This window comes from Tabrizicola sp., assembly GCF_016793705.1.
Classification (GTDB): Bacteria; Pseudomonadota; Alphaproteobacteria; order Rhodobacterales; family Rhodobacteraceae; genus Tabrizicola.
This window is the reverse complement of the sequence record NZ_JAEULO010000039.1, coordinates 161,928-183,264: the sequence shown is the minus strand read 5'-3', so window position 1 is coordinate 183,264 and position 21,337 is coordinate 161,928. Positions and strand designations below refer to the sequence as shown.

The window sequence follows — 21,337 nt, the reverse complement described above, 5'->3', positions numbered from 1 at the left end:
ATCAGAGGTATTGGTTTCATCCGGGATAGTTGCCCATGTCTGAGATCATCGAGAGCCATTCGCTTCCGCGCGGCAAGCCTGCCTTCGATCAGGACCCGCACCGCCTCCGCGAGATCACCGAACGCAACCTGGAAGCCGCCATCGGGCGCGAGGTCCGGAACTTCCGCCGCCAGCAGGGGATGACCGTCGCCGACCTGGCCAATGTCACCGGGCTCTCCATCGGGATGCTGTCGAAGATCGAGAACGGCAACACCTCGCCCTCGCTGACAACGCTCCAGGTCCTCAGCCACGCCTTTTCCGTCCCCGTGACCGCCTTCTTCCGCAGCTATGAGGAACGCCGCGAGGCGCAGCATGTCCGCGCGGGCGAGCACGTCGAAATCGAACGCCGCGGCACCCGGGCCGGGCACCAGTACAACCTTCTCGGCCATATCGGATCGAACAATTCCGGCGTGGTGGTGGAACCCTACATCATCACGCTGACGACCGAATCCGACACCTTCCCCGCCTTCCAGCACGAAGGCCTGGAGCTCCTCTACATGCTGGAAGGTGAGGTCGACTACCGTCACGGCGACCAGGTCTATCCGCTGAAGCCAGGCGACAGCCTGTTCTTCGACGCCGATGCCCCGCACGGGCCGGAGACCCTGGTCAGACTTCCCGCGCGCTACCTCTCGGTCATCGCCTATCCGCAGGGCTGAACATGGCGCTGACCGATGATCTCGCCACCGTCCTCGGGGCAGCGCATGTGCTCACCGGCTCCGACATGGCCCGCTACGCGCGGGACTGGATGGGCCGCTATGAAGGCAGTCCCGTCGCCGTCGCCCGCCCCGGTTCCACCGCCGAGGTCGCCGCCTGCGTCAGGATCGCTGCGCAGCATGGTGTGCCGGTGGTCCCGATCTCCGGCAACACCGGTCTTGTCGGCGGCACGATGACGAAGGGCGGGCTTCTCCTGACCCTGGAACGGCTGAACCGCATTCGCGCGGTCAAGCGTGACGCGAAGCTGGTCATCGCAGAGGCAGGCGTCATCCTCTCCCGACTGCACGACGCCGCCGAGGCGCAGGAACTCTACTTCCCGCTCTGGTTCGGTGCCCGCGGCTCGGCGATGCTGGGGGGCGTCCTCTCCACCAATGCCGGTGGCTCCAACGTCCTGCGCTACGGCTCCACCCGCGCCCTCTGCCTGGGGCTGGAGGTGGTGCTGGCCGACGGGCGCATCCTCAATCTGATGTCCGAGCTTCACAAGGACAACTCCGGCTATGATCTGAAAAATCTTTTCATCGGCGCCGAGGGTACGCTCGGCATCATCACCGCCGCCGTGATGAAACTGGTGCCCGCACCAAAGGCTCATGCGACCGCCACCCTCGCCACCCGGTCGCTGGCCGATGCCCTTACCCTCCTCAACCGGATGCAGGAAGCCACCGGTGGCCGGGTCGAAGCCTTCGAATTCATGCCCCGCACCTACAGTGAACGCCTGCGCGAGGCCCGCCCCGACCTCGGCCTGCCCTTCGATCACATCCCCGAAGTCACCATCCTGATCGAGGCCGCGACAGCCGTCCCGACCGAAGCCACCGCCGATGAGGCTGGCGAAATCCCCCTTGTCACCACGCTGGAAACCATCCTGGCAGAGATGATGGAGGAAGACCTCGTCACCGACGCCGTCCTTGCCCGAAGCGAACAGCAGCGTCGTGCGATGTGGGCGCGGCGCGAAGCGGCGGCGGAGATCGGCGTCGGTCTGCACCCCGAGGTCGACACCGACGTCTGCCTGCCGCTCGACAAGGTGGATGCCTTCCTCTCCGAAGCCCTGCGCCGTCTGGACGCGCTCGACCCCGGCGCCCGGACCCTGACCGTCGCGCATCTGGGCGACGGCAACCTGCATTTCACCGCCTACCCCACCCGCGACGACACGGCGCTGAAGGACAGGGTGATGGAGACGGTCGAGGACGTGGTCGCCGAACTGGGCGGCAGCTTCTCGGCCGAGCATGGCGTCGGCCTCTCCAAGTTGAACTCGATGTCCCGGCGCAAGGACCCGGTGGCGCTTGACGTGATGCGTGCCGTGAAAGCCGCGCTTGACCCGCAGAACCTGCTCAATCCCGGCAAGGTGATCCCCGGCTGACCTTGTGGTTCACCCGTCCAGGCGCTAGCCAAGGTCCATGTCCGCCATCACCCTCTGCCTCCGCGACCCGGCCTTGCGCGCCGCGGGCCTTGTCCTGGCCCTGCAAGGCGCCGTCGTCTGCTCCTTTGGTCCCTATTTTTCCACCCTCGCCGTCAACAGCTTCGGCTTCGGCGACCATGGCTATGCCATGCTCCTCGCACTCTCCTCCCTCGTTTCGGTCTCCGCCTCGGTCATCGGCGGCATCCGCGCCGACCAGACCGCGAACCGCCGCCAGGTGACCCTTGTCGCGGTCCTGTCGCTCCTCATCGGCACCGGCCTGATGAGCGTGACGCCCGGCCCGCTGGTCTTTGCTCTTGCCGCCGCGCTGCTGATCCCGGTCAGCAGCATCATCTTCGGCCAGGTCTTCGCGCTGGCACGCCTCGCCGCCACGCGCTACCCCGTGGCTGCGCGCGACGGCATCATGGCTGTCATCCGCGCGCTTTTCGCAGCGCCCTTCGTCGTGGTGCTGCCGCTCTGGTCGCTGGCCTTTGCCGCTGGAGCCCCGATCATCGCGATCTTTCCCGTGGCCCTGGTCCTCACCGCCATCATGCTCTTCGCCGTCCTTCGGCTCTGGCCCGCCGACCGCGCCGCTTCCTGGGACGACCGCCCCTCCGGACTGACCTTCCGCGCCGCCCTGGCCGAGATGGGGCATCCTCGCATCGCCGCTCGGGTCATCGCACTGGGAGCCGTGACCGGAGCCTCAACGCTCTACATGGCGATCATCTCGCTGGTCATGGTGGCCTCGGTCGGGCGCGGGACGCAGGACGTGGCGCTTTACGTCGGGCTGGTCGCGGGGCTGGAAGTGCCCTTCATGCTTCTCCTTCCCGGCGTCACCCGAGGCATCCCGCGCACCCGTTTGATCCTGGTCGGCGCCGCGCTCTACGGCGTGCATGTCGCGCTGCTGCCGGTTCTGGCCGGATCACCCGTCGTCTGGCTTCTTGTCCTTCCCGCCGCGGTCGGGGGGGCCGTGACCCTGACCATCCCGATCGCCTATCTGCAGGACCTGATGGCCGACCGGCCCGGGGCGGGGGCTTCGCTCATGTCGGTGCAGAAGCTTGCCGGCGACGTGATCGCGGCGGCCTGCTTCGCGCTCGGCACGACGCTTGCCGGATATGGTGCCGTGGCGATCCTCGGCGTCGCCGCATCGCTGTGCGGCGCCGCCGCCCTCTGGGCCGCCGATCGCCGGTAGAATTGCTGCGCAGCGAAAGCCCGGGACTGCCGCGAAAATGCTGCGCAGCAATCTTGCGTATTCAACAGCTTGCGGGCCTCACTCCTTTGCCACCGTCCGCAGTTCAAGCTGCATGATCGCAGGTGCCGGCCCAGCCTCTTCCGCATCATCCGTCAGCGCCGTCGCCGATCGCGTTGTCTCGCCGAAGCCCGCCTCGGCGAGCGCATCGTCAAACGTCGTCCCGCCCACCGCCCTCGTGGTGTCCAGCGCGTCCTGGGCCAGATAGCTCAGATCCTCCACCGGGCTTTGCGGCCTCGCGGGCGTGACGACAACCAGCATCCGCTCCTGGCCCAGCACATCGGCCGAGATCTTGAACAGCCCCTTCTTCAACTCGTCCCCCGGCTGCAACCGGCCCGAGAACCAGTGGCTGATCGACCAATCCGCGCCGATGTAGAGGACGTTCACGTCCACCGGCCCGTCCGAGTTGTTTTTCGCCAGCACATGCACCTCGTCGTCGGGCAGCAGCGTGGGCACCGGCGCGAAGGGCAGGGGGCGCAGCGTCCGGTCCTCGGGCGTGCGGGTCAGGAGTTCCACCTCCACGTCGGGGTTCGCCGCGCCCACCGCGCCCGCCAGCTTCATCAGGTTCTGCGCCCGCGCCATGGTGGTCAGCGTGTCAGCCAGCGTGGCGGCCAGTTCCGCCCCGTCCTTGTCCCCGGTCGACACCGAAGGCGTTGTCGTCAGATCCTCTGCCAGCCCGGTCGAGGGCAGCACCCAGATCGCATCCGGGCGGGGGCTGTCCGGCAGCACCGCCAGCCGCAGGTCGGCCTCCTGATCCGGGGCGACGAAGGCCAGCCGGGGACCCGCCGCCTCCTTCAGCGCATCCTGCGCCGCCAGCAGCGCATCCGCCGGGGCCGAACCCGCGGGCGGCAGCGCCACCGTCAGGGTGAAATCCAGGCCCGTGTCCAGCTTGCGCAGCGTCACGCCCTTGGGCAGTTCGGCGGGCAGGATCTTCCCGTCCTTCTCCAGCGCCTGACCCACCGAGGAAAACGTCTCGACCGAGGTCAGTTCCACATAGCCGAGCGCCGCGTCGTCCGCATCCGCCGCCGACCCCATCACCGCCAGCACCGCGCCTTCCGACAGCCCGTGCAGCGTCCCCGCCGGGATGGTGAGGCCCGCCTCCGTCACCTCGGCCTGCCATTGCGAAACCCGCACCCCGCCAGCGCCCCCGAAAACCACCTGATCCAGATCGCCCTCGAACAGCGGCGTCGATTTCGCCATGTTCTTCACCGCATAGCGCCGCAGCACCTCCTGCCCGATCTGGGCATAGGTCGCGTGCGGATACTCCGCCAGCACCTCCATCAGCGTCCAGGTGAACACACCCTGCGGCTTGCGGCCCGGCTTGCCCTTGGGCAGGTTCTTCTCCGGCGTCACCTCGTTGGTCTGCGCCGCGAAGAAGGCGACGAAGCTGCCTTCGCCCGACCCCGCGTCGAACGGAGCCTCGACCTCCCGCGGGTCCACCGACCGCGTGACCTCCACCGCATCGACGTCGATCCCCAGCGCCTCGGGCGGCAGCTGGCGCACCCGCACCTCGTCCTCTGCGCTCTCCACCGCCCGCGTTGCCGTCCCCGAATGGCAGCTGTCGAACACCGCCCAGACATTCGCCCCCTTGGCGCGCAGCCCGTCGATCAGCGCGCCGATCTCGTCATCGACCAGCGCATTCTCCACCTCGCCGACCTGGTCCGACCAGGGCCCGATGTCGACCGGCAGGAACAACTCGTCCAGCCCGTCAAGCTCGGTCGAGGCATCGCGCGCCGGAGCCTGCGTGCCATGACCCGAGAAATGCAGGTAGACGAAATCCCCCGGCTGAACCTCCGCCGTCAGCTCTGCGAAAGCGCTCCGGATCGCCGCCAGTGTCGGCGCTTCGGCCCCCGCGACGCCGTCCGACAGCACCGTGACATGCTCTGCCGGGAACGGCACCGGTGCCTCGGTGGTGAGATAGGTCGCCACCAGCTGTACGTCGTTCGCCGGGCCCTTCAGCCACCAGCGCTCCTCCAGCGCCGGATACTGGTTCGCCCCGATCAGCAGGGCATGGTTCTCTGCGAAAGCGGGCAGGGCGGTCAGGCACAGGGCAAAGGCGAAAAGCGTTTTCATCAGTTTGTCATCAATGCATAAGCGGCCGCAGCCGGGCCCTTGTTGTCCACCTTCAGCGTGAAGCTCCCCGCCGAGGCGGGCGTCCAGCCGCAATAGGCGATGTGGCTGATGTCCGTATCCGAACACACGAGCCGCCCCTTGTCGTCGTAGACCGTCAGGTTCAGGTTCACCGAGGCTTTCGCCTCGACATAGACCTCGGCATATTCTCCGCCCCGGAATTCGATCGGCGGATAGGTGTCGCCCTTGCCATTCCCGAGCGACCCGATGTTGTAGACCGGCCCCGAGGCCACGCCCTTCGTCGCCTCTGCCTTCGCATCCTCGATCAACCCCATCAGCGTTTCATCCTCCCCCGCCAGACCGGCGGCCGAGGCCAGCATCTCCTCCCAGGACAGCGGCGTCCCCTCTCCCACCACGCCATCCACAGCCGCCCGATCCGCCGCCACCGGGGCCAACGCCTTGCGCAGCCTCGCCGCCGACAGGATCAAGAGCGGATCGCCCGCCTCCACCCCCATCGCGTAGAGCCGCGCCGACAGTTCGGCGATCTTCACCGGCGAGGGGGTCTCGGCATGGGCGGGCACAGTCAGGCCCATCAGGCAGGTCGCAAGCAGGAAACGGCGCATCGGAATACTCGTCTGGCTTTTGTCACGACCGACCATGCGGCGGCGCTTCGCCCCTGTAAATGCAAGATTTCTTCATGACAGCCTTTGTCACGTGCCCCACGGCAACCGCCCCGGTAGCAAGACGGTATCGAGGCAGAACAAGGGTTTCACGAATGCAGGCGAAGACGGCAAAGCGGCATAGACCGCTCAGGTTCATCGAGGTGCTGGCCGCACTCATGGTGCTGGCCCTGGTGGCGATCATCAGCCCGGCCAGCGCCTCACCCCTCGATCAGGCGATGGACAAGGTCTACACCGTCCGCTCCGCGGATGCCGAGGATCGCTTCCTCGGCTCGGCCTTCCTCTGGGTCGACGGCACCGTCGCTGTTACCAACGCGCATGTCGTGGGCCAGGCCGAGGAGGTCCGCCTGATCGACCGCCATGGCGCCGAGACGACCGCAATGGTCATCGCCCGTGACCCGGTGCGCGACGTCGCGGTGATCTCTCTCCCCACCGCGACGCAAGGCCTCCAACTCGCCCCCCAAGCCCCGCGGCTTGGTGACGAAGTCTTCGCGCTCGGCGCTCCCCTAGGCATCGAATTCACCCTGACCGAGGGCCGCATCTCCACCCTTGCGCGCCAGACCGACATCGCCGTCCCCATGCTCATGCTGCAACACGACGCCGCCGTGAACCCCGGCTCCTCCGGCGGCCCCTTGGTCGATGTGGATGGCCGCCTCCTAGGCATGAACTCCCAGATCGCCGACGGCAGCCGGATGTTCGTCGGCATCGCCTATGCCATCCCGACGGCGGAACTCCAACGCGTCGTCACCGGCCTTGTCGACGAAACCCTCCCCGCCTTCCCGACCCTCGGCCTCACCGTCCGCCCGGTAGACCGCCAGGTCGCCGAAGCCCTGGGCACCGACGCGCAGGGCCTGTTGATCGACGCCGTCGCCCCCGGCAGCCTTTCCGAAGCCGCGGGCCTGAAACCCGGCGACATCATCACCCAGGCCTCCGGCACCACCCTCACCGCGCCGGGCGCCTTCGCCTTCGCCGTCGAGGCCTCTATCGCCGACGGCGCCGCGACCCTGACGATTCTCCGCGCCGGGCAATCGCAAACGCTGACGCTCGCCCTGGCCGAGCGCGAAGAAACCGGCCTTCGCACCCGCGAGATCAGCCGCGCCCCGGCCACCGTAGCTTCCTACTCCCTCGCCGCGCTGGGGCTGACGCTCGACCCGCAGGGCATTGTCACCGCGCTGACCGACAATTCCCCCGCGCTCCTTGCGGGCGTCGCGAAAGGCGACCGCATCCTTGCGATCAACGGTGCCCCACAGGACCTTTCCACCTACGAACTCACCGCCCCCGCGCTTCTCCTCCTCGAAGCTCCCGGCGGCGCGACCCGACACATCCGGCTTGATCCCTGGCACGCACCGGAAGGCGTCCGCCCGGTTGGTGGGGCGAATGTGCTTGACCCCGACGTGGTCGTGTTTTGAATGAGAACCAAATGGACCGCATCCTGATCATCGAGGACGACCCCGAGACCGCCGCCGCCGTCCGGGCAGAGGCCGAAGCGCTGGGGTGCCAGACCGACCATTGCGACACGCTCGACGCAGGCGTCGCGGCGGCCACCTCCGCGCCCTACAAGGTCATCGTGCTTGACCGCATGCTCCCCGGCGGCGACGGTGTGGACGCCATGGCCCGCCTCCGCGCCGGGGGCTCCACCGCGTTGATCCTCATCCTCTCCGCCTTGGGACGCGCCGCGAACCGGGTCGAGGGGCTGGAGAAGGGCGCCGACGACTACCTGCCGAAACCCTTCGAGCCCGAGGAACTTCGCGCCCGCCTCCGCGCCCTTTTGCGTCGCGGCACGATCCAGGTCCTCGACAACGACCTCCTCGCCTTCGGCGACCTGGAAATCCGCATGAAGGCCCGCACCGTCCATGTGAAGCGCGCCCATGTCGCGGTCAGCCCCAAGGAATTCGAACTGATCACCTATTTCGCCCGCAACGCAGGCCAGATCGTCACCCGGATGCAGCTTCTGGAGAACGTCTGGAACCTGCATTTCGACCCCGGCACCAACGTGGTCGATGTCCATGTCGGCCGCCTCCGCCGCAAGCTGGAGGAAGCCGGGTCGCAAGCCATCCAGACCGCGCGGGGCGAGGGCTACATCTTCGCCCCCCTCCCGGCCCCGGCGTGACGGCCAGACCCATCGCCGCCCGCGCCACCCTGCGCCTTGCCGCCCTGATGGCGCTGGCCGTGACCGTCCTCTCTCTCGGCGCGATGGCGCTGCAATACCGGCTGGTCGAAACCCGCCTGATGACCGCCCAACGCAGCCTCCTGACCGCCGACCTTGACGGTCTCGCCGCGCTCTACGACCAGCGCCGGATTATCGCGCTGCGGCAGGCCATCGACTACCGCGCCACCGCCGCCACCGGCGACGAGATGCTGCTGCTGATGGACCGGAACGGCACAACCCTCGCCGGAACCCGCCCGGACTGGCCGGCCGACCTTGCCCCGGCGGGAGAGGGCTTCACCAGCGACAACGCCATCACCTTCACCGAAGGCTCGACCCGCTGGCTCGCCGTCGCCCGCACCCTGCCGGGAGGCTTCCCGCTCCTCGTCGCCCGCAGCCTCGCCCCGGTCGACGACACCCTCGCCGCCCTGCGCCGTGGCATGCTCGGCCTCCTCGGCGCGCTTCTCGTCGCTGGCGGCCTCGTCGGAGGCCTCGCTGCCCGCTCGGTCATGGCAAGGATCAACCGCATCAACGACCTCGCCGACCGGGTGGCCGAGGGTCAACTGGATGCCCGCCTCCCCGGTGCCCGCTCCGACGACGAATTCGGCCTTCTGGAAACCCATGTCCACGCGATGCTCGACCGCATCCAGAACCTGAACCGCGCCACGCACCGGCTGTCCGATACCATCGCCCACGAACTTCGCACCCCCCTGAACCGGATGCTGCAGAAGCTTGCGAAGATCGAAGGCCAGGACGACCTCACCGCCGACCTCAAGGCCGAGATGCGCCAGGCCATCCGCATGTTCGACTCGCTTCTCGACATCAGCCGCGCCGAGGCCGACCAGGGCACCGGCGGCGGCCTTGTCCCTGTCGACCTCTCCACTGTGGCGACGGAGGTCTGGGACCTTTACGAGCCGTTGGCCGAGGACAAGGGCCTCATCACCGAAATGCGCACCATCCCCGGCCTCACAATCCTCGGCGACCGCAACCTCATTGCGCAGGTCCTCTCCAACCTCCTCGACAACGCGATCAAGTACTGCGCCCCGGGCGACAGCCTGACTCTGACGCTTACCCCCGACTCCGACCGCATCCTGATGCGCGTCGCCGACACCGGCCCCGGCCTGCCCGACGACCTCAAGGCCGAAGCCTTCGACCGCTTCACCCGCGCCGAGCGCGACCGCGCCACCCCCGGCCACGGCCTCGGTCTCGCATTGGTCCGCGCCATCGCTGCCCGCCACGGCGCCCGCCTGACCCTTCCGCCGACCGAGAAAGGTTTCGCGCTTGAAATCCGCTGGCCAAGGTTGCAGCAATCGGACTGATCCCAACCCTGGTTCCCCATGCGCCGCGCCCTCCTTCCCCTCCTGATCCTCCTCAGCTGCGCGCCCTGGAACCAGCCGCAGAACCAGCCCCTGCAAGGCGAGAACGCCGCGCTCGTCGAACCCCTCACCGCAGGCGATGGCGAGGTCTACATCGGCCTCGCCTTCTCCGGCGGCGGGATGCGCGCCACCGCATTCGCCTACGGCATGCTCGAAGAACTGAGGGCCGCAGGCGTCGAAACCGGCACCCCGAACGGCCTACTCGATCAGGTCCGCCTCGTCTCCGGCGTCTCGGGCGGCTCGGTCATGGCGGCGCAGCTTGGCCTCTACGGCCCCGAAGGCCTGACTGGCTTCCGCGAACGCTACCTGATCACCAATGCCGAAGCCTACATGACCACCTCGGCGCTGAACCCCCTGACCATCGTCAAGGGCATCTCCGGCGGCGTGAACGGGCGCGACACTTTCGGCCGCTACCTCGACGACACGCTCTTCCACGGCGCCACCTTCGCCGACCTCCGGCGCCACTCGCACATCAAGACCTGGATCAACGCCACCGACATGGCGAACAACACGCCGTTCCTCTTCTCGCCCGAAACCTTCGACGCCCTCTGCTCCGATCTCTCCAAGGTCAAACTCTCCGAAGCCGTCGCCGCCTCCGCCGCCTTCCCCTTGGCCTTCACTCCCATCGTGCTGCGAGCCCACCAAGGCGAATGCACCTACCGCGAGCCCGACTGGCTGACCGCCGCCCGCTACAACCCCGAAGCAACGGCGGCCATGCGCGCCCATGCCCGCGCGCTGGAAAGCTACACCAACCCCGACGAGGTGAAGTTCGTCAAACTCCTCGACGGCGGCATCACCGACAACTTCGGCACGACAGGTCTTGCCGTCGAACGCGCCCGCGCGCAGCAACCCTATGCCCCGCTCACCCCGGAAGAGGCGGTGAAGCTGAAGCGCATGCTCTTCCTCGTTGCCAATGCCGGGGTCGAAAAGGACTATGACTGGACCCGGAAGGTCGCCGGGCCCGGCGGCGTCAACCTCGCCATGTCGATCGCCACCTCGGCAATGGCCGCCGCCTCCCGCTCCGGCTACGATTCCATGCGCGGCGAAATGCGGCTGTGGGAAAGCGAGCTGATCGAATGGCGCTGCGCCCTTCCCCTGTCCGAGGTCCGCAAGCTTCGTGGCTCGACCGAGGGCTGGGACTGCAAGGACGTCAAGCTATTGGTCGGCGAGGCCAGCTTCGCCTCTCTGCCGAAGGGGATGCGCGACAAGCTCGATGCCGTGCCTACGCGACTGAAACTCCCGACAGAACAGGTCGACATGGTGATCGAGGCCGGGCGCATGGCCACCCGCCTCTCGCCCGAATTCAACGGCCTCCTCGCCTCGCTGACCGGCAACGACGTTGACACCCGCATCCAGGATGGCATCGCCAGCGGCGGTCGCCGTGTCACGCCGGTGAACTGACAAGACCGGCATCGGCCGCCGTCACCTCCCCTCCCCCTCGTGGGGAGGGGATGGGGGTGGGGGGCGCCGCCCGAAAGATGACAAATCCCGTCACCCGCGCCGCCCCACTTGCCCGATGCCGAACCCGCAGTATCCTGCCCGCATCATGCGCGCGCCCTTCGCCTCACTCACCCTGACTCTGGCCCTCCTGGCCCCGCCCGCCCATGCCGAAATCCGCGCCGTGGTGGTGGGCGTCTCCGACTACCTCACCCTCGACGCCGATCTGAAAGGCCCCGCCAACGACGCCCGCCTGATGGCTGAAACCCTGATCGCCCGCGGCGTCAGCCCGGCGCAGATCACCGTCCTCACCTCCGACCCCACGGGCCTCCCGGCAGGCACGACAACCGGCCAACCCACCCACGACGCCATCCTCGCCGCCCTCGCCGCCGCCACCGAAGCGTCCAGCAAGGGCGACACCGTGGTCTTCACCTTCTCCGGCCACGGCGCGCAGGCCCCCGACCTCTCGGGAGATGAAGGCGGCGGCTACGACGAGCTTCTCCTCCCCGCCGACGCCGCCGGCTGGAAAGGTGCCATCGGAGCCGTGGAAAATGCCCTGGTCGACGACGACCTGCAAGCCTGGGCCCAGACCGCGCTCGACAAGGGCGTGCAGGTCATCGGCCTGATCGACGCCTGCCACTCCGCCACCGGCTTCCGCGCCGTGGGGGGCCAGGGCGTCCCCCGCGTCATCGACGAAGCCACGCTCGGCATCCCCGATGACGTCGTCCCGGTCGAGGGCGCCCCGGCTCCGCCCCTCAGCGGAGACTTCGTCTTCCTCTACTCCTCGCAATCCGACCAGCGCTCTTTCGAATATCCGATGGCGGACGGCAGCTGGCACGGCGAGTTCACCCTGCGGCTTGCACAAACCCTGCGCGATACGCCCGAGGCCAGTTGGGCACAGGTTCTTTCCGCGACGACCGAGGCCATGGTGCAAGGTCCCGCCCGCCAGATGCCCGATGGCGAAGGGCCGCTCCTCGACGCGCCCGTCTTCGGCACGGGCAGCACAATTGACCGCTTCCCTGTCGAAAACGGCAAGCTCGCCGCCGGTCTCCTGCAAGGCCTCGCCGATGGCGCCGAGGTCACCCTCTACGCCAGCCCTGCCGGGGGCGACCCGCTCGCCACGCTGACCCTTGCCAAGGTCACTGCCCGCGAGGCTGGCTTCGACGCTCCGCTCCCGACCAATGCCCAATGGGCCGAACTCCTCTCCGCCCCGCCCCTCGCGCCGCTGACCCTTGCCGCTCCGGTCCTTGCCGACCCGGCCGATGCCCATGACTACGGCCCCTGGACAGCCGCCCTCCCGGCACCCGGCGCAAACCCAGACCTCATCCCCATCCTCACCGATGGCACCGTTGCGCTTGCTCAGGCGGACGGCGTGCTCGATCCCGAAGGCCCCGGCTCCACTCCCCGCATCGCCCTTGATCCCGGCGAAACCCCCGCTGATGCGGTTGCCCGCACGCTGGAGCAGGCCGCCCACGGCCTTGCCCTCCGTAAGGTCCTTGCCGGTGCGACGGGCCGCAGCTTGACCGGCAAATCGCCGCTCGCCATGACCATCGACCGCCGCGCCGCCTCTGTCGCCTGCGACCAGCCCGGCCCCGCCGCCCCCTTCGACCCCGAGCAGGGCGTCGCCCCCTGCGACCAGCTCTGGCTGACCCTCACCAACACCAGCGGCACGGCACAGGACGTCTCGGTTCTCTACTTCACCGCCGATTTCCGGGTCCAGCCGATCTTCCCCTCGCAGAACCTGTCGAACCGTCTCGCCGCCGGAGAATCGACCCGTGTCGGGTTGCAGATCGAACCCGGCAGCACCGCGGGGCTGGAGGAAATCTGGGCGCTCGCCGTCCCCGTCGACCCTGACGGACCCCGCGTCGATCTGACCCGGCTTGCCCCCCTGCAAGGCACCCGCGCCTATGCCGGGGCCTCTGACCCGATGACGCTCTGGCTTGAAAGCCGCATGGAGCCCGACGCCCAAAGCCGGGGCTTTACACTGAAACCCGCGCCGCTGACGATGCTGCGCCAGATCCTGCGCCTGACACCCGGGCCAAGCCCCACACCGATGGAGAACTGACGATGACCCTCCGCTTCCTCCGCGCCGCCGCCCTTGCCGGCCTTCTCGCGGCCCCCGCGCTGGCCGAAGAGACGCAAGGCTTCGCCGCCCCGATGAAGGACAGCGGCACCGCTTCTCCTTTCCTCTACGCCAAATCCGGCGCCAAGGCCGAACGGGCCAAGTCGGCGGACGAAGCCGGGGCCAAGGTCATCGGCGGCGAGGTCGCGGCCGAAGGCGCCTGGCCGTGGCAGGTGGCGCTTCTGGTCGGTGGTGCCCCGGTCGGCGTCGACAGCCAGTTCTGCGGCGGCTCGATGGTGATGGACCGCTGGGTCCTGACCGCCGCCCATTGCGTGCATTTCCCGCAGGAAGACGGCAGTTTCGCCGACATATCCCCGCAGGAGGTTGCCGTCCTCGTCGGCACCAACACCCTCACTCCCGGCTCCGGTGACCTGATCCCGGTCGAGGCGATCTTCCGCCACCCCTCCTACACCGGCAACCAGTTCGACTTCGACATCGCGCTCATAAAACTCTCCCGCGCGCCGCAGGTGCCCTACCAGACGGTCGAGGTCCCCGATGCCGAATACGGCGATCTCCTGAACCAGCAGGGCGTCAGCACCATCGTGACCGGCTGGGGCCTCACCGAAGGCGCCACCCCTTCGCCCGAGCTGCGGCAGGCGCAGATCCAGGTCCTCGACCGCGAGCTGTGCAATACCGCCATGCTGGAAGCCCGGGCCGAGGACGCGGCGGGCGGCTTCGGCTATGCGGTCCAGACCCTCGGCATCTCCGAACCCGACGCCTATGCCATTTGGGACGAGCTGATGGCCAGGGCCCCGAAGCCGGTCTCCGAGAACATGATCTGCTCCGGCACTTTCGAAGGCGGCAAGACCTCGTGCAACGGCGATTCCGGCGGCCCGCTGGTCGTGCCGGTGGAGGGCGGCGGCTACATCCAGGCCGGCATCGTCAGCTGGGGCCTCTCCGCCAGCACGGGCCGCGGCTGCGAGGAGACTGCTCTCTTCTCGGCCTATACCAATATCTCGAAGTTCGTCCCCTGGCTGAACCAGGTGATCGAGGCGAATCCCTGAGGCTCAAATCCCCAACCCCAGCTTCCGCCCCTCGTGGAACGCATAGGCCGCGAGCCTCGGCGCCGTGCAGTCGCCGATCCGGTGCATCACCTTGCCCGCCATCGTCTCGGGGTAGGGGTCGAAGGCCCGGTTCGTCGTCGCCATCACCAGCCCCGAGGCCGGGATCACCTCTTCCTCCCCGGTCAGGAACGACCGCACCGTCACCCCGTTGCCGTGCCAGCGCACCAGGCAATGCTCCGCCAGCATCCGCACTCCCAGACCTCCGAGCCGCCGCCGCACGACACCATCGGCGGCAGTGCGGGATATCTCCTTCCCGACAAAGGCCTCCGGCGTCACGATCGTGACCTTCTTCCCCTGCTCCGCCAGCGCCCAGGCCGTCCCGACCCCGCGCCAGTTCGATCCCTCGTCATAGACCACCACCGCATCGCCAAGCCGCGCCTCGCGCCGCAGCACGGCTTCCGGGGACCACACACTCCCCGCCTCGATCCCCGGCAGCGACGCCTGCTGCGGAACCCAGCGCTGGAACCCCGTCTCGTCCGGCAATGACCCCGTCGCCACCACCACGACCTCCGCCGGGTGCTCCGCAATCTCCTGCTCGTCGAGGTAGGTGTTCAGCCTCAGCTTCACCCCCAACCGATCAAACTGCCGCTCGTACCAGTCCATCAACTCCAGGATCTGCCCCCGCCTCGGCTGCATCCCGGCCAGCCGGAACTGTCCGCCGACCATCGGCAGGGCCTCGACCACCTCCACCCGATGCCCGCGCTCCGCCGCGACCCGCGCCGCCTCCAGCCCTGCCGGGCCAGCGCCCACCACCAGCACATCCTTGGGCGCCGGGGTCGCCACAAACCGATCCCCGCCCCACTCGAACTCCCGCCCTGCGCTCGGATTGATCAGGCAGGAAATCCAGTAGTCCCGCGACCGCCGTCCCCAGCACATCTGGTTGCAGGAGATGCAGCCCCGCACATCCTCCGCACGCCCCTCCTTGACCTTCCGCGCCAGATGCGGGTCGGCGATCTGCCCCCTTACGATCGACACCAGATCGGCCAGCCCCGAGGCGATGATCGCCTCGCCATGCTCCGGCGTCCTCACCCCCGCTTCCGAGGTCACGACCGCATGTTTCAAGACGCCCTTCAGCTGCTGCGTCAGCGGAGTCGTCAGCTTTTCGGCATGGGTGAAAGGCGGGATGATCGCCTCGAACTCCAGATAGGACCCGGCCCCGACCGTCACGTAATCCACATGCCCCGTCCGGTCGTGCAGCTCCAGAATCTCGCACAAGGCCTCGGCCCCCAAGGTCACCTCGTAGGCCGTCGAATAGCTGACCGCCAGGCCTACGATGAACTCTTCCCCGCAAGCCCGCCGCACCCGCTCGATCAGCTCGCGCGAGAACCGCGTCCGCCCCTCCAGCGACCCGCCCCACTGGTCCGTCCGCTGGTTCGACCACGGCGTCCAGAACTGGTCGATCAGCGAGTGATAGGCCCCCCAGACCTCCACCCCCTGAAACCCCGCCGCCTTGGCCCTGACTGCCGCTGCGACATGCGCCTGCAACAGCTCCTCGACCTCGGCCCCCGTCATCGCGTGGGACCCGTCCGAATCGTGATAGGACGGCCCGCCCGAGGGCGACCAGTGTGGCGCGAAGCTCAGGTCGGAATCGCCATGCGCGCCGATGTGGTAAAGCTGCTGGATGATCACCGCGCCCGCATCCTTCACCTCGTCGGTGATGGTGCGATAGGCCGGGATCACCCGGTCATCGGAATGCAGGATGTTGCCACGGGTCAGCACCCCGGTCCGATGCACCGGCACCGGCTCGGCCACCACCATCGCCGCCCCGCCAAGCGCGCGCTCCAGAAGGTATTTCCCGAAGCGGGGCCCCGGCATTCCCTGATCCGACATATTCGCCGTATGCGCGCCAAAGACGATGCGGTTCCGCAAGATCTGGTCGCGCAGTTTCAGGGGGGACATCAGTCGAGGGTGCTGGGTCATGGCTGCCTCCGTTCGGCGCCATGCCAACAGGAATCGACACAGGTGTCAAGTTTTCCGAATCGTAGGGTGGGTCGTTCCGCGCCTTGGCGCGGGTTGACCCACCGTCCTATTCCGCCGCCACGTCCTGACCCACGTCCCAGCCCGAGATCGCCTTGACCTCCAGGAACTCCTCGATCCCCCAGGCGCCGCCTTCCCGCGCCCGGCCGCTGGCCTTGACCCCGCCGAACGGCGCTCCCGCGCCACGAGCCTTGCCGTTCATCTCCACCATCCCCGCCCGCAGCTGACGCGCCAGCCGGTTCCGCCGGGCCCCGTCCTGCGACTGAACATAGTTGGTCAGCCCATAGGGTGTGTCATTGGCGATCCGCACCGCCTCGGCCTCGCTGTCGAAGGGGATCATGCACAAAACCGGCCCGAAGATTTCCTCGCGCTCGATGGTCATGCCCGGCACCACATCGGCGAAGACCGTCGGCCGCACATAGAAACCCTTGTTCATCCCCTCGGGCAGGCCCAGACCCCCGGCCACCAGCCGCGCGCCTTCGTCGATGCCCTTCTGGATATGGCCCTGGATCTGGTCCCACTGCCGCTTGTTCACCACCGGCCCGATATGCCTGCCCGGCTCGCTGGCGGGGCCGACCTTGATCCCGCTGGCGACCTCTGCCGCGATCTCCACCGCCCGGTCATAGAAGCCCCGCTCGACCAGCATCCGGGAGGGTGCGTTGCAGGACTGGCCGGAGTTGTTCATCAGATGCCGCACCCCGCGTTCCACCGCCTTGGCATCGGCATCGGCGAAGACCAGGTTCGCGCCCTTGCCGCCCAGTTCCAGCGTGACCCGCTTCAGCGTTTCCGCAGCGGCCTTCGAGATCGCCCGCCCGGCCCGCGTGCTGCCGGTAAAGCTGATCATCTCGACATCCGGGTGGCTGGAAAGCCGCGTGCCCACCCCCGCCCCATCGCCGTTCACCAGGTTGAAAACCCCCGGCGGCACGCCTGCGTCATGGCAGAATTCTGCAAAAAGCATCGACGAAAGCGGCGCTTCCTCCGACGGTTTCAGCACACAAGTGCAACCCGCCAGCAGCGCCGGGATCACCTTCAGCGTCACCTGGTTCATCGGCCAGTTCCAGGGCGTGATCAGCCCGACGACGCCAATCGGCTCCAGCGCGATCTTGGTGTCCGGGGCATGGGGGCCGAGCGGCCTGATCCATTCGACATGATCGAAGGCCGTCAGGAAATTCTTCAGATGCCAGGGCAGGCACTCTGCCTGACTGTCCCGCGCCATGTCGATGGGCGCCCCCATCTCCAGGCTGATCGCGTGCGCCATCTCTTCCTTGCGCTTGAGATACTGTTCAAGGATGCCTTCCACCACCTTGCGGCGCGTCTCGGGCGCGGTTGCCGCCCAGCCGGGAAACGCCGCCTTTGCCGCAACCACCGCCCGGTCGGTATCGGCCTCGCTGCCCAGCGAGATTACCGCGCAGCTCTCTTCGGTCGAAGGGTCGATGACCGGACAATCTTTCGCGTCCAGCGGCGTAACCCATTTCCCGTCGATGTAGAATTCACGCTTCGTGATCATGGTCGGCCTCCGGGGGGGTGAAATTTGATCATATGTTGACAGGCGGCGACGCCCATCACAAGGGCGCAGGGCAAACCTTTCCAGATCCCTAATGCCCGCAACTAAGTGATTGATTCCAGAAGACAACAAGAGTTTGTCCACCGTGGATACATCACTCCAGCGGCCGCACCATCGTCGTCGAGGAGGCGAATCCGAACAGGAACCGCAGCAGTCCCAGCTCCTCGGTCCGGGTCGCCCGGAACCCCTGCCGCTCGTACAGCGCCCGGGCCCGGAAGTTGTCCTGGATCACGTCGAGCCGGACCGAGCGATACCCCCGCTCCGCCGCTTCCCGATAGAGCGCGGCCAGCAGAGCCGACCCGACCCCCCGGCTGCGATGAGCCTTCCCCACGCAAATCCCGTCGATCAGGAAGCGGTCGTTGTCCACCTCCCGCCCCAGCGCCCACAGAACGCCGCCCCGCCACCGCCCGCCGATCCGCCCGTAGACCTCGGTCAGGTCGTCCCAGGACCCGCCCGCGAAGCTTCCGCCCGGGGTCTTGTAGCCCGCGATTCCGACCAGTTCGCCAGCCGCATCGACCGCAGCGAAGCAAAGGTCCCCCCGGATCACCCGTTCGAAGAAGCGAAGCGCCCGCTCGTCCGGCCCCAGCACCCGCCCGAGCTTGCCCCCGAACGCCTCCCAGTAAAGCCGCGCCGCCTGCGGGCGGAGGCTGGAATGGAGGCCCCGGTAGATCGTCACGCCCATGCCAGCGCCTCGGCCAGCAGGGGGGCGTGTCCCGCACCAAGAATCCAGCCTTCCTCGGCGGCTTCAGAAGGTACGTCGAACAGCGGCGCAAGCTTGCCATGAAGCGCCAGGTTAAACAGCGCCCGAGCCAAAAGACGAACCTGCGCGCGGTCCGGGATTGGGTCGCCCGATCCGGCGACCGCCCTCGCCAGCAGCGAGGGGTAGACCTCGGCCAGGGTCAGCGCGCCGGGTCGCTCGAACGGCCAGACCGACGCGCCCGTCGCCTTGGCAAGGCGATGCACTGCCGGGATGCCAAGCAAAGCCTGCGAACCGACCGACCCAGCCCCAAGCAACTGCCAGACGGGCTTGGCAGGAGGGTTCTCGATTTCGACCCGGCGCTTTTCCCTAAGGCCGAGGGCGGCGTAGTCGACCTCCTTCAGGGATGACAAATGCACCCTCGGACGGGCCTTGGGGCAGCCCCAGAATGGCCCCTTTCCTCCAAGCTGAAGGTTGATCGCTTCGGCCACGTCAAAGCGGTTATTCGCATTGTCCGCGCCGTCGATGATCCTTTCGGCCAACCAGCCATGAAGCGCGCGCGCATCGTCCTGCCCAACGAGGCGACGCGCGAAACCCGCAGGATAGCCCATCGGAAAGTCGAAGCCGATCAGATGTCTTCCTCCCGCGGCGATATGATGCGAAAGAAAAGCCATCGCTTCCGACCGGCTCCGGCAGTAAACCTGACGCTCGCCGCTCGCATCGCAGACACCGATCCAGATCGCATCCTTGCTTTCCTTCGCGGGACTTCTGGATGATGCCCCTGACCAGTCGACGATGATCACCCGGTCGAATGCGTCCGCCGTCCCTGCGGGTCGTAGAAGCCCCACCTCGCGCAGGATGAAGTCCGCCACGGCCCGCGTGTCGTTCAAGTCCAGCACCGGCACTTTCAGCTTCAGCGCCGCATCACTCGCCACCGCGCGCACCAGCGGGTCGTGCGGCTGGATCAGCGGGTGGCCGGTCTCCTCGCGCCAGACCTCCACCTTGGGGTGGGCGTCGCGCTTGTAGCCTTCGACCAGCACCAGATCGACCGGGGCAAGGCGGGCGAGCACCGCGGGCAGTTCCGGCTCCGGCCCCCGATGTTCCACCATCAGCGCAAAGCGGTCGGCCGAGGCGAGCACCACCTCGCGCGCGCCGGCGACCCGGTGGCGGTAGGTATCCTTCCCAGGATGGTCCAGATCGACTGAATGATGCACATGCTTGACGGTCGAGACGGAGAACCCCCGCCCGGTGATCTCGGCCACCAGACGCTCCATCAGGCTGGTCTTGCCGGAGTTCTTCCAGCCGATCACGCCATAGACCCTCATGCCGCGCCCTTCAGCAGGGCCTCAGCGGCGGCGAGGTCTTCGGGCGTGTTCAGGTTCAGGAAAGCGCGGGGATCGGGGAACGCCGCGCGGGCGGCATCATGCGCGGCGGCGAAACGCATCACCTTCGCCTCGCCCGCGGCCAGGAAGCCGGAAAGGGCCGGGGCCAGATCCACCGGCCAGATCGCAGTGGCCGGGTGATCGCCCGAAGCATCCGCCGCCAGCGCAAGACCTTCGGTCGACCCCTCCCCGGCCAGCAGAAGCTGCGGCACCAGATCGCCCGGCAGGAAGGGTGTGTCGACGGGAGTGGAGACGACATGCGTTGCCCCCATCCCGGCGGCGGCAGTCAGTGCGGCCAGCACCCCGGACAGCGGCCCCCGCGGACTGTCGTCCGCCACCACAGGGCAGCCGAGCCCCAGGAATCGCCCCGGATCGCCATTGGCCGAGATCAGCACCCGCTCTACCTGCGGCTCCAGCCGGTCGAGGACATGGGCGATCAGCGGGCGCCCGGCGAGCGGCACAAGAGCCTTGTCCCGCCCGGCCATCCGCCGACCCTCTCCTCCGGCAAGGATCACTCCGAAAACGCGCAAATCTCGTGCCTTTCCCTCAAGCCAGGCGAAAGCCTACCGCATCGCGCGGCCGGTTCAAGGGAAGCTCACTCCAGCGGCGTGCCGTCGTGTTGCACCAGCAGGACGCCGTGGTTGTTGTCGTCGTCATCGTCGGTGATCACGCGCGTCGTCACGCCCGGCAGCTTGCCGAATTCCTTCGAAAGCTTCTTCGGCGAGAAGGTCCGCGGCAGCGCCTCGAAGCCCGGCAAGCCATTCAGGATGTCCGAAGTCGCATTGGTGCACATCGCCTTGCCGACCGCACCGTGGTTCAGGACCTGCTGCAGGACCATCTCGGCCACCTGGGGCGAGACATAGATCTTCTGCTCGATCGTGTCGTAGGTCTTGCGGGTGTGGTAGTCGATGTAGAAGGCCAGCGCCTTGTCGGTCATGCCGAAATGCACGTCGTTCCGTTCCGGCAGCTTCGGATGATACCAGGTGCCCGCCGGATCGAAGATCACCCGTTCGGACGCATTGACCAGGATCGCCGAATGCGCGCCCGAGCCGGTGGACTTGTTCACCACGGTATAAAGCGTGATGTAGGTCGGCGGCCCCTCGACATAGCGGGCGGCGTCCACCTGCTCCTGCGGGGCCCATTTCGGCTCGGCGCAGGCCGCGAGGCCCAGAACGGCCACCAGGCAGAGGAAGAGGCGCAGCCGGGCGATCACGGGCGGCGGCTGGTCAGGAATTCGCGAGGGCGAGGAAGATCAGCACGAGGATGGCGATGCCGGCCACCCAGGTCGACAGGCGGATGAATCCCGCAAAGGTCTTCTCCTGCGCGCGGATGTCCATCGTGCCTTGTGCATGTTCAGCGTGGTGGTGGTCAGCCATGGTGCAGGTCCCTGAATTTCGGTCTTTCCAGCCCCATAGCCTATTCGCCGGGGC

At 67.8% G+C, this 21,337-nt stretch carries 18 protein-coding genes; 9 read left to right on the top strand and 9 right to left on the bottom strand.

What is annotated here, in order from left to right; genetic code table 11:
• The first annotated feature begins 35 nt into the window (after positions 1–35).
• Genes JNJ68_RS09715 through JNJ68_RS09705 form a run of 3 tightly spaced genes read left to right on the top strand, consistent with a single transcriptional unit; the run spans position 36 to position 3,335 of the window.
• A complete protein-coding gene (locus JNJ68_RS09715; protein WP_294981898.1) occupies positions 36–695 on the top strand; it encodes a cupin domain-containing protein in 660 nt (219 codons plus the stop codon).
• Between the two features lie 2 nt (positions 696–697).
• Entirely contained in the window at positions 698–2,107 is a 1,410-nt protein-coding gene (locus JNJ68_RS09710) for an FAD-binding oxidoreductase (RefSeq protein WP_294981896.1), read from the top strand.
• Between the two features lie 37 nt (positions 2,108–2,144).
• On the top strand, positions 2,145–3,335 hold the full coding sequence (locus tag JNJ68_RS09705) for a hypothetical protein (RefSeq protein WP_294981895.1): 1,191 nt from the start codon (positions 2,145–2,147) through the stop codon (positions 3,333–3,335).
• Positions 3,336–3,413: 78 nt separating this feature from the next.
• Here the strand turns inward: JNJ68_RS09705 and JNJ68_RS09700 are convergent, their stop codons facing one another.
• Both JNJ68_RS09700 and JNJ68_RS09695 read right to left on the bottom strand, forming a co-directional pair.
• Complete coding sequence (locus JNJ68_RS09700; protein WP_294981894.1) at positions 3,414–5,465, bottom strand: caspase family protein; 2,052 nt, start codon at positions 5,463–5,465, stop codon at positions 3,414–3,416.
• A complete protein-coding gene (locus JNJ68_RS09695; protein WP_294981892.1) occupies positions 5,465–6,085 on the bottom strand; it encodes a hypothetical protein in 621 nt (206 codons plus the stop codon). The genes JNJ68_RS09700 and JNJ68_RS09695 overlap by 1 nt, the downstream gene beginning before the upstream one ends.
• A gap of 152 nt (positions 6,086–6,237) precedes the next feature.
• Here JNJ68_RS09695 and JNJ68_RS09690 point away from each other — a divergent pair, with 152 nt between their 5' ends.
• From JNJ68_RS09690 to JNJ68_RS09665, 6 genes are all read left to right on the top strand, one after another.
• Entirely contained in the window at positions 6,238–7,551 is a 1,314-nt protein-coding gene (locus JNJ68_RS09690) for a trypsin-like peptidase domain-containing protein (RefSeq protein WP_294981890.1), read from the top strand.
• An 11-nt stretch (positions 7,552–7,562) separates the two neighbouring features.
• Positions 7,563–8,252, top strand: coding sequence for a response regulator transcription factor (locus JNJ68_RS09685; RefSeq protein WP_294981889.1), 690 nt, complete (start codon positions 7,563–7,565; stop codon positions 8,250–8,252).
• Complete coding sequence (locus tag JNJ68_RS09680; protein WP_294981887.1) at positions 8,249–9,607, top strand: HAMP domain-containing sensor histidine kinase; 1,359 nt, start codon at positions 8,249–8,251, stop codon at positions 9,605–9,607. The genes JNJ68_RS09685 and JNJ68_RS09680 overlap by 4 nt, the downstream gene beginning before the upstream one ends.
• 18 nt (positions 9,608–9,625) lie before the next feature.
• Complete coding sequence (locus JNJ68_RS09675; RefSeq protein ID WP_294981885.1) at positions 9,626–11,065, top strand: patatin-like phospholipase family protein; 1,440 nt, start codon at positions 9,626–9,628, stop codon at positions 11,063–11,065.
• 115 nt (positions 11,066–11,180) lie between these two features.
• Complete coding sequence (locus JNJ68_RS09670; protein ID WP_294981883.1) at positions 11,181–13,166, top strand: caspase family protein; 1,986 nt, start codon at positions 11,181–11,183, stop codon at positions 13,164–13,166.
• 2 nt (positions 13,167–13,168) lie between these two features.
• Entirely contained in the window at positions 13,169–14,227 is a 1,059-nt protein-coding gene (locus JNJ68_RS09665) for a serine protease (protein WP_294981881.1), read from the top strand.
• Between the two features lie 3 nt (positions 14,228–14,230).
• On the opposite strand, the gene JNJ68_RS09660 is transcribed toward JNJ68_RS09665, so the two are convergent.
• The 7 genes from JNJ68_RS09660 to JNJ68_RS09630 form a co-directional block, all read right to left on the bottom strand.
• A complete protein-coding gene (locus tag JNJ68_RS09660) occupies positions 14,231–16,207 on the bottom strand; it encodes an FAD-dependent oxidoreductase (RefSeq protein ID WP_294981879.1) in 1,977 nt (658 codons plus the stop codon).
• Positions 16,208–16,313: 106 nt separating this feature from the next.
• The gene (locus tag JNJ68_RS09655) at positions 16,314–17,771 is read right to left on the bottom strand and encodes an aldehyde dehydrogenase family protein (RefSeq protein ID WP_294981877.1); all 1,458 of its coding nucleotides are present in this window, start codon (positions 17,769–17,771) and stop codon (positions 16,314–16,316) included.
• Between the two features lie 151 nt (positions 17,772–17,922).
• Positions 17,923–18,510 (bottom strand): GNAT family N-acetyltransferase, encoded by a 588-nt coding sequence (locus tag JNJ68_RS09650; RefSeq protein ID WP_294981875.1) that lies wholly within the window; start codon positions 18,508–18,510, stop codon positions 17,923–17,925.
• Positions 18,501–19,850 (bottom strand): molybdopterin-guanine dinucleotide biosynthesis protein B, encoded by a 1,350-nt coding sequence (gene mobB / locus JNJ68_RS09645; protein WP_294981873.1) that lies wholly within the window; start codon positions 19,848–19,850, stop codon positions 18,501–18,503. The genes JNJ68_RS09650 and mobB overlap by 10 nt, the downstream gene beginning before the upstream one ends.
• Positions 19,847–20,437 (bottom strand): molybdenum cofactor guanylyltransferase MobA, encoded by a 591-nt coding sequence (mobA, locus tag JNJ68_RS09640; protein ID WP_294981872.1) that lies wholly within the window; start codon positions 20,435–20,437, stop codon positions 19,847–19,849. The genes mobB and mobA overlap by 4 nt, the downstream gene beginning before the upstream one ends.
• A gap of 65 nt (positions 20,438–20,502) precedes the next feature.
• A complete protein-coding gene (locus tag JNJ68_RS09635; RefSeq protein ID WP_294981870.1) occupies positions 20,503–21,120 on the bottom strand; it encodes a hypothetical protein in 618 nt (205 codons plus the stop codon).
• Positions 21,121–21,133: 13 nt separating this feature from the next.
• On the bottom strand, positions 21,134–21,283 hold the full coding sequence (locus tag JNJ68_RS09630; protein ID WP_294981868.1) for an aa3-type cytochrome c oxidase subunit IV: 150 nt from the start codon (positions 21,281–21,283) through the stop codon (positions 21,134–21,136).
• Between the last annotated feature and the right edge of the window lie 54 nt (positions 21,284–21,337).

Excerpts from the sequence above, each read along its gene's own strand:
- JNJ68_RS09715 (WP_294981898.1), top strand. The coding sequence starts at position 36 with ATGTCTGAGATCATCGAGAGCCATTCGCTTCCGCGCGGCAAGCCTGCC.
- JNJ68_RS09710 (WP_294981896.1), top strand. The coding sequence starts at position 698 with ATGGCGCTGACCGATGATCTCGCCACCGTCCTCGGGGCAGCGCATGTG.
- JNJ68_RS09705 (WP_294981895.1), top strand. The coding sequence starts at position 2,145 with ATGTCCGCCATCACCCTCTGCCTCCGCGACCCGGCCTTGCGCGCCGCG.
- JNJ68_RS09700 (WP_294981894.1), bottom strand. The coding sequence starts at position 5,465 with ATGAAAACGCTTTTCGCCTTTGCCCTGTGCCTGACCGCCCTGCCCGCT.
- JNJ68_RS09695 (WP_294981892.1), bottom strand. The coding sequence starts at position 6,085 with ATGCGCCGTTTCCTGCTTGCGACCTGCCTGATGGGCCTGACTGTGCCC.
- JNJ68_RS09690 (WP_294981890.1), top strand. The coding sequence starts at position 6,238 with ATGCAGGCGAAGACGGCAAAGCGGCATAGACCGCTCAGGTTCATCGAG.
- JNJ68_RS09685 (WP_294981889.1), top strand. The coding sequence starts at position 7,563 with ATGGACCGCATCCTGATCATCGAGGACGACCCCGAGACCGCCGCCGCC.
- JNJ68_RS09675 (WP_294981885.1), top strand. The coding sequence starts at position 9,626 with ATGCGCCGCGCCCTCCTTCCCCTCCTGATCCTCCTCAGCTGCGCGCCC.
- JNJ68_RS09670 (WP_294981883.1), top strand. The coding sequence starts at position 11,181 with ATGCCGAACCCGCAGTATCCTGCCCGCATCATGCGCGCGCCCTTCGCC.
- JNJ68_RS09665 (WP_294981881.1), top strand. The coding sequence starts at position 13,169 with ATGACCCTCCGCTTCCTCCGCGCCGCCGCCCTTGCCGGCCTTCTCGCG.
- JNJ68_RS09660 (WP_294981879.1), bottom strand. The coding sequence starts at position 16,207 with ATGACCCAGCACCCTCGACTGATGTCCCCCCTGAAACTGCGCGACCAG.
- JNJ68_RS09655 (WP_294981877.1), bottom strand. The coding sequence starts at position 17,771 with ATGATCACGAAGCGTGAATTCTACATCGACGGGAAATGGGTTACGCCG.
- JNJ68_RS09650 (WP_294981875.1), bottom strand. The coding sequence starts at position 18,510 with ATGGGCGTGACGATCTACCGGGGCCTCCATTCCAGCCTCCGCCCGCAG.
- mobB (WP_294981873.1), bottom strand. The coding sequence starts at position 19,850 with ATGAGGGTCTATGGCGTGATCGGCTGGAAGAACTCCGGCAAGACCAGC.
- JNJ68_RS09630 (WP_294981868.1), bottom strand. The coding sequence starts at position 21,283 with ATGGCTGACCACCACCACGCTGAACATGCACAAGGCACGATGGACATC.